Source organism: Mucilaginibacter sp. CAU 1740 (assembly GCF_039839285.1).
Classification (GTDB): domain Bacteria; phylum Bacteroidota; class Bacteroidia; order Sphingobacteriales; family Sphingobacteriaceae; genus Mucilaginibacter.
This window is the reverse complement of sequence record NZ_JBDOQS010000028.1, coordinates 1-5,574: the sequence shown is the minus strand read 5'-3', so window position 1 is coordinate 5,574 and position 5,574 is coordinate 1. Positions and strand designations below refer to the sequence as shown.

At 48.0% G+C, this 5,574-nt stretch carries 2 tRNA genes and 3 rRNA genes; all 5 read right to left on the bottom strand.

Annotated features, from left to right (window positions below):
• Nucleotides 1-76: 76 nt before the first annotated feature.
• Nucleotides 77-188: ribosomal RNA gene (gene rrf / locus AAFN85_RS32040) — 5S ribosomal RNA — on the bottom strand.
• A 296-nt stretch (nucleotides 189-484) separates the two neighbouring features.
• Nucleotides 485-3,363: ribosomal RNA gene (locus AAFN85_RS32035) — 23S ribosomal RNA — on the bottom strand.
• Nucleotides 3,364-3,600: 237 nt separating this feature from the next.
• Nucleotides 3,601-3,674: transfer RNA gene (locus AAFN85_RS32030), tRNA-Ala, on the bottom strand.
• 19 nt (nucleotides 3,675-3,693) lie between these two features.
• A tRNA-Ile gene (locus tag AAFN85_RS32025) sits at nucleotides 3,694-3,768 on the bottom strand.
• Between the two features lie 209 nt (nucleotides 3,769-3,977).
• Nucleotides 3,978-5,498 (bottom strand): 16S ribosomal RNA (locus tag AAFN85_RS32020).
• Together the 16S, 23S and 5S rRNA genes with 2 tRNA genes alongside form the textbook arrangement of a ribosomal RNA operon.
• Nucleotides 5,499-5,574: the final 76 nt, after the last annotated feature.

Sequence of the window (5,574 nt, the reverse complement as noted above, 5' to 3'; positions counted from 1 at the left end):
GGAAAAGTATGTAAACGCAAAAAGCCTTAGTTGTTGACTAAGGCTTTGCATTTGTTACACCATTTAAGGCGATAAAGATCGGCACCGACCTACTCTCCCACGTTTTACCGCAGTACCATCGGCTCTGGCGGGCTTGACTTCTCTGTTCGGAATGGGAAGAGGTAGACACCGCCGATATAGGCACCTGAATATTTTTTGTTCCGGTCATTTCGCTGATCATTGTGTCATTAGGTCATTGAGTCATTTTTTTGACTTCACCTTTGACAACACCAACGTTATGCCTTCACCATATTGTATTTGTTTATTGTTTGATCTTCTTGTTTTTGAGCAGTCTAATGACTTAATGACCCAATGATATAATGACCAAATAAACAATGACATATTATTGAAAGAAGTGATTGAATTTAAGAGAAAACAACAGCATTATTGTTGTTTTGATTTCGCGGGGTGGAACCTGTTAGGGTTCCACCCACACTGTTTCTATCTGAAGAAAGCTTCGGGCAATTAGTATCACTCGGCTATGATGTCACCACCTTTAGACCTATGACCTATCAACGTAGTAGTCTCCTACGACCCTCAATGGAAGTCTCATCTTGTGGCTAGTTTCGCACTTAGATGCTTTCAGCGCTTATCTATTCCCAACGTAGCTACTCTGCAGTACACCTGGCGGCATAACAGATTCACCAGAGGTTAGTCCAACCCGGTCCTCTCGTACTAAGGTCAGCCCCACTCAAACTTCCTACGCCCACAACAGATAGGGACCGAACTGTCTCGCGACGTTCTGAACCCAGCTCGCGTGCCACTTTAATGAGCGAACAGCTCAACCCTTGGGACCTTCTCCAGCCCCAGGATGTGACGAGCCGACATCGAGGTGCCAAACCTCCCCGTCGATATGAGCTCTTGGGGGAGATCAGCCTGTTATCCCCAGCGTACCTTTTATCCTTTGAGCGATGGCCCTTCCATGCAGAACCACCGGATCACTATATCCGTCTTTCGACCCAGCTCGACTTGTCTGTCTCACTGTCAAGCAAGCTTATGCTATTGCACTCCGCGTACGGTTACCAAGCGTACTGAGCTTACCTTTGAAAGCCTCCGTTACCTTTTTGGAGGCGACCACCCCAGTCAAACTACCCGCCAAACAATGTTCTCCTCATCGAAGAGTTAGACACCAAATACAGAAAGGGTGGTATTTCAACGTTGACTAACCAACTCCTAGCGAAGCTGGATCACAGTCTCCCACCTATCCTACACATCCTGTATCCGATATCAATGTTAAGCTATAGTGAAGGTGCATGGGGTCTTTCCGTCCCGTTGCGGGTAACCGGCGTCTTCACCGATACCACAATTTCACCGAGCTCATGGCTGAGACAGCGCCCAGATCGTTACACCATTCGTGCAGGTCGGAACTTACCCGACAAGGAATTTCGCTACCTTAGGACCGTTATAGTTACGGCCGCCGTTTACTGGGGCTTCGATTCAATGCTTCGCCTTGCGACTAACATCCCCTCTTAACCTTCCAGCACCGGGCAGGTGTCAGGCCTTATACGTCATCTTGCGATTTTGCAAAGCCATGTGTTTTTGTTAAACAGTCGCCTGGGCCTTTTCACTGCGGCTGACATTGCTGCCAGCGCCCCTTCTCCCGAAGTTACAGGGCCATTTTGCCGAGTTCCTTAGCCATGATTCACTCGAGCACCTTAGGATTCTCTCCTCGACTACCTGTGTCGGTTTACGGTACGGGTTTTTATTACCTGAAGCTTAGCGGGTTTTCTTGGAAGTCTGATTACCTGAACTATCACCTCGCCCGAAGGTTTGGTGTACTATCAGCTTTCAGCAGAGTCTGCGTACTTAACTACAATCTCTATACCTACAGCCTTTAACGAACTATTCCGTCAGTTCGCGTCAGTGTCACTACTCCGTCACCGCATCGCAGTAATAAAAAGTACTGGAATATTAACCAGTTGTCCATCGGCTACGCCTGTCGGCTTCACCTTAGGCCCCGACTAACCCTGATCCGATTAGCGTTGATCAGGAAACCTTAGTCTTTCGGTGGGCGGGTTTCTCTCCCGCCTTATCGTTACTTATGCCTACATTTGCTTTTCTATTCCCTCCACAGTCGGTTGCCCCTCCTGCTTCGCCGGATAATAGAATGCTCCCCTACCAGATGCATTACTGCAAATCCATAGCTTCGGTATACTGCTTGATGCCCGTTTATTATCCATGCCCGATCGCTCGACTAGTGAGCTGTTACGCACTCTTTAAATGAATGGCTGCTTCCAAGCCAACATCCTAGCTGTCTGTGCAATCGGACCTCGTTAGTTCAACTTAGCAATAATTTAGGGACCTTAGCTGATGGTCTGGGTTCTTTCCCTCTCGGCCATGGACCTTAGCACCCATAGCCTCACTCCAGCGTATATTATAAAGCATTCGGAGTTTATCTGGATTTGGTAGGATTTGACTCCCCCGCACCCAATTAGTAGCTCTACCTCTTTATAACTCAACCGCCAGGCTGTTCCTAAAAACATTTCGGGGAGTACGAGCTATTTCCCAGTTTGATTAGCCTTTCACCCCTACCCACAAGTCATCCGGAAACTTTTCAACGTTTATCGGTTCGGTCCTCCAGTACCTGTTACGGCACCTTCAACCTGCCCATGGGTAGATCACAAGGTTTCGCGTCTACCTCCACTGACTATGCGCCCTATTCAGACTCGCTTTCGCTTCGGCTGCGCGTCTTAAACGCTTAACCTTGCCAGTGAAGAGTAACTCGTAGGCTCATTATGCAAAAGGCACGCCGTCACACATTACTGTGCTCCGACCGCTTGTAAGTACACGGTTTCAGGTTCTATTTCACTCCCCTGTTCGGGGTTCTTTTCACCTTTCCCTCACGGTACTGGTTCACTATCGGTCTCTCAGGAGTATTTAGCCTTACCGGATGGTGCCGGCAAATTCCCACAAGGCGTCTCCGACCTCGCGGTACTCAGGATACCACTATCCTATTATTCATTACCCGTACGCAGCTCTCATGCTCTATGGCCGGGTTTCCCACCCCGTTCCGGTTCTGTTTAATATTCATGTTGTGGTCCTACAACCCCCATTATGCCGTAACATAATAGGTTTGGGCTTCTTCCATTTCGCTCGCCACTACTCTGGAAATCACTATTGTTTTCTCTTCCTCTGCTTACTTAGATGTTTCAGTTCGGCAGGTTAGCGCTATTGCAGTTATTCTTCAAATAACTAGGTTTCCCCATTCGGAAATTACCGGATCAAATCTTATTTGCAAATCCCCGGTACTTATCGCAGCTTATCACGTCCTTCATCGCCTCTGAGAGCCAAGGCATCCCCCGTGTACCCTTTCTTACTTTCTTCTACTCTTGCGCCTTTTGCGCCGCAAGGTATGTCTTTATTTAGATAATTGTTTGTTGTTAGAGTCAAGAGATCAGGAGTCAGGAAGCAAGATCACTCTTGTTTCTTTATTCTTGTCGTCTTGATTCTCAAGCAAACAACGTCTCTATCTGTTGTTTTCTCTTGTTTTCAATTACTTCTTCCAATATGTCAAAGAACGTTTTGAGCCTCCGTCATCTTACGATGACTTCTGGTTCAATGTGGAGAATAACGGATTCGAACCGTTGACCCCCTGCGTGCAAGGCAGGTGCTCTAGCCAGCTGAGCTAATCCCCCTTTCGGATAAACCTTATAGTAGTCCCGAGCAGATTTGAACTGCTGACCCCTACATTATCAGTGTAGTGCTCTAACCAAGCTGAGCTACAGGACTGGTTGTTATTTCGGATTTCGGACTTTCGATTTTGGATTTTTTATGTTCTTCAAACCGAAAATCGTAATCACTTACAATCCTTGTGCTCCCTTCTGTTAGTTTACCACTGATGGTTAACCTTCCGGGTGTTTCCTTTTGTCTTTTTGTTTGTGTTTTAAGAAATATCATGTAGGTAACAGTTCCGAATTACTTAGCGAAACCTGCTCCAGAAAGGAGGTATTCCAGCCACACCTTCCGGTACGGCTACCTTGTTACGACTTAGCCCCAGTTACCGACTTTACCCTAGGACGCTCCTTGCGGTTACGCACTTCAGGCACTTCCAGCTTCCATGGCTTGACGGGCGGTGTGTACAAGGCCCGGGAACGTATTCACCGCGTCATTGCTGATACGCGATTACTAGCGAATCCAACTTCACGGGGTCGAGTTGCAGACCCCGATCCGAACTGTGAATGACTTTGTGAGATTGGCATCCTGTTGCCAGGTAGCTGCCCTCTGTATCATCCATTGTAGCACGTGTGTAGCCCCGGACGTAAGGGCCATGATGACTTGACGTCGTCCCCTCCTTCCTCTCTATTTGCATAGGCAGTCTGTTTAGAGTCCCCACCTTAAATGCTGGCAACTAAACATAGGGGTTGCGCTCGTTGCGGGACTTAACCCAACACCTCACGGCACGAGCTGACGACAGCCATGCAGCACCTAGTTTCGTGTTCCGAAGAACTGTGGCGTCTCTGCCACATTCACTAACTTTCAAGCCCGGGTAAGGTTCCTCGCGTATCATCGAATTAAACCACATGCTCCTCCGCTTGTGCGGGCCCCCGTCAATTCCTTTGAGTTTCACCCTTGCGGGCGTACTCCCCAGGTGGAACACTTAACGCTTTCGCTTAGACGCTGACTGTATATCGCCAACATCGAGTGTTCATCGTTTAGGGCGTGGACTACCAGGGTATCTAATCCTGTTTGATCCCCACGCTTTCGTGCCTCAGCGTCAATCATAGCTTAGTAAGCTGCCTTCGCAATTGGTGTTCTGTGACATATCTATGCATTTCACCGCTACTTGTCACATTCCGCCTACCTCAACTACATTCAAGCTCTTCAGTATCAAGGGCACTGCGATAGTTAAGCTACCGTCTTTCACCCCTGACTTAAAAAGCCGCCTACGCACCCTTTAAACCCAATAAATCCGGATAACGCTTGGATCCTCCGTATTACCGCGGCTGCTGGCACGGAGTTAGCCGATCCTTATTCTCAGAGTACATTCAGCTTCGTATACATACGAAGGTTTATTCCCCTGCAAAAGCAGTTTACAACCCGTAGGGCCGTCTTCCTGCACGCGGCATGGCTGGTTCAGACTTCCGTCCATTGACCAATATTCCTTACTGCTGCCTCCCGTAGGAGTCTGGTCCGTGTCTCAGTACCAGTGTGGGGGGTCATCCTCTCAGATCCCCTAAACATCGTAGCCTTGGTATGCCGTTACCACACCAACTAGCTAATGTTGCGCATGCCCATCTTAGTCCTATAAATATTTGATCACAAAGCGATGCCACTTCGTGATGTTATGCGGTCTTAATCTCTCTTTCGAGAGGCTATCCCCCTGACTAAGGTAGGTTACATACGTGTTACGCACCCGTGCGCCACTCTCAAGAAAAGCAAGCTCTTCTATCCCGTCCGACTTGCATGTATTAGGCCTGCCGCTAGCGTTCATCCTGAGCCAGGATCAAACTCTCCATTGTAAAATGTTTTGTTCGATTTCCCGACCCTATTATTAATTAATAGAATCTGTTATCATTATTGTATCTTTATACAGAT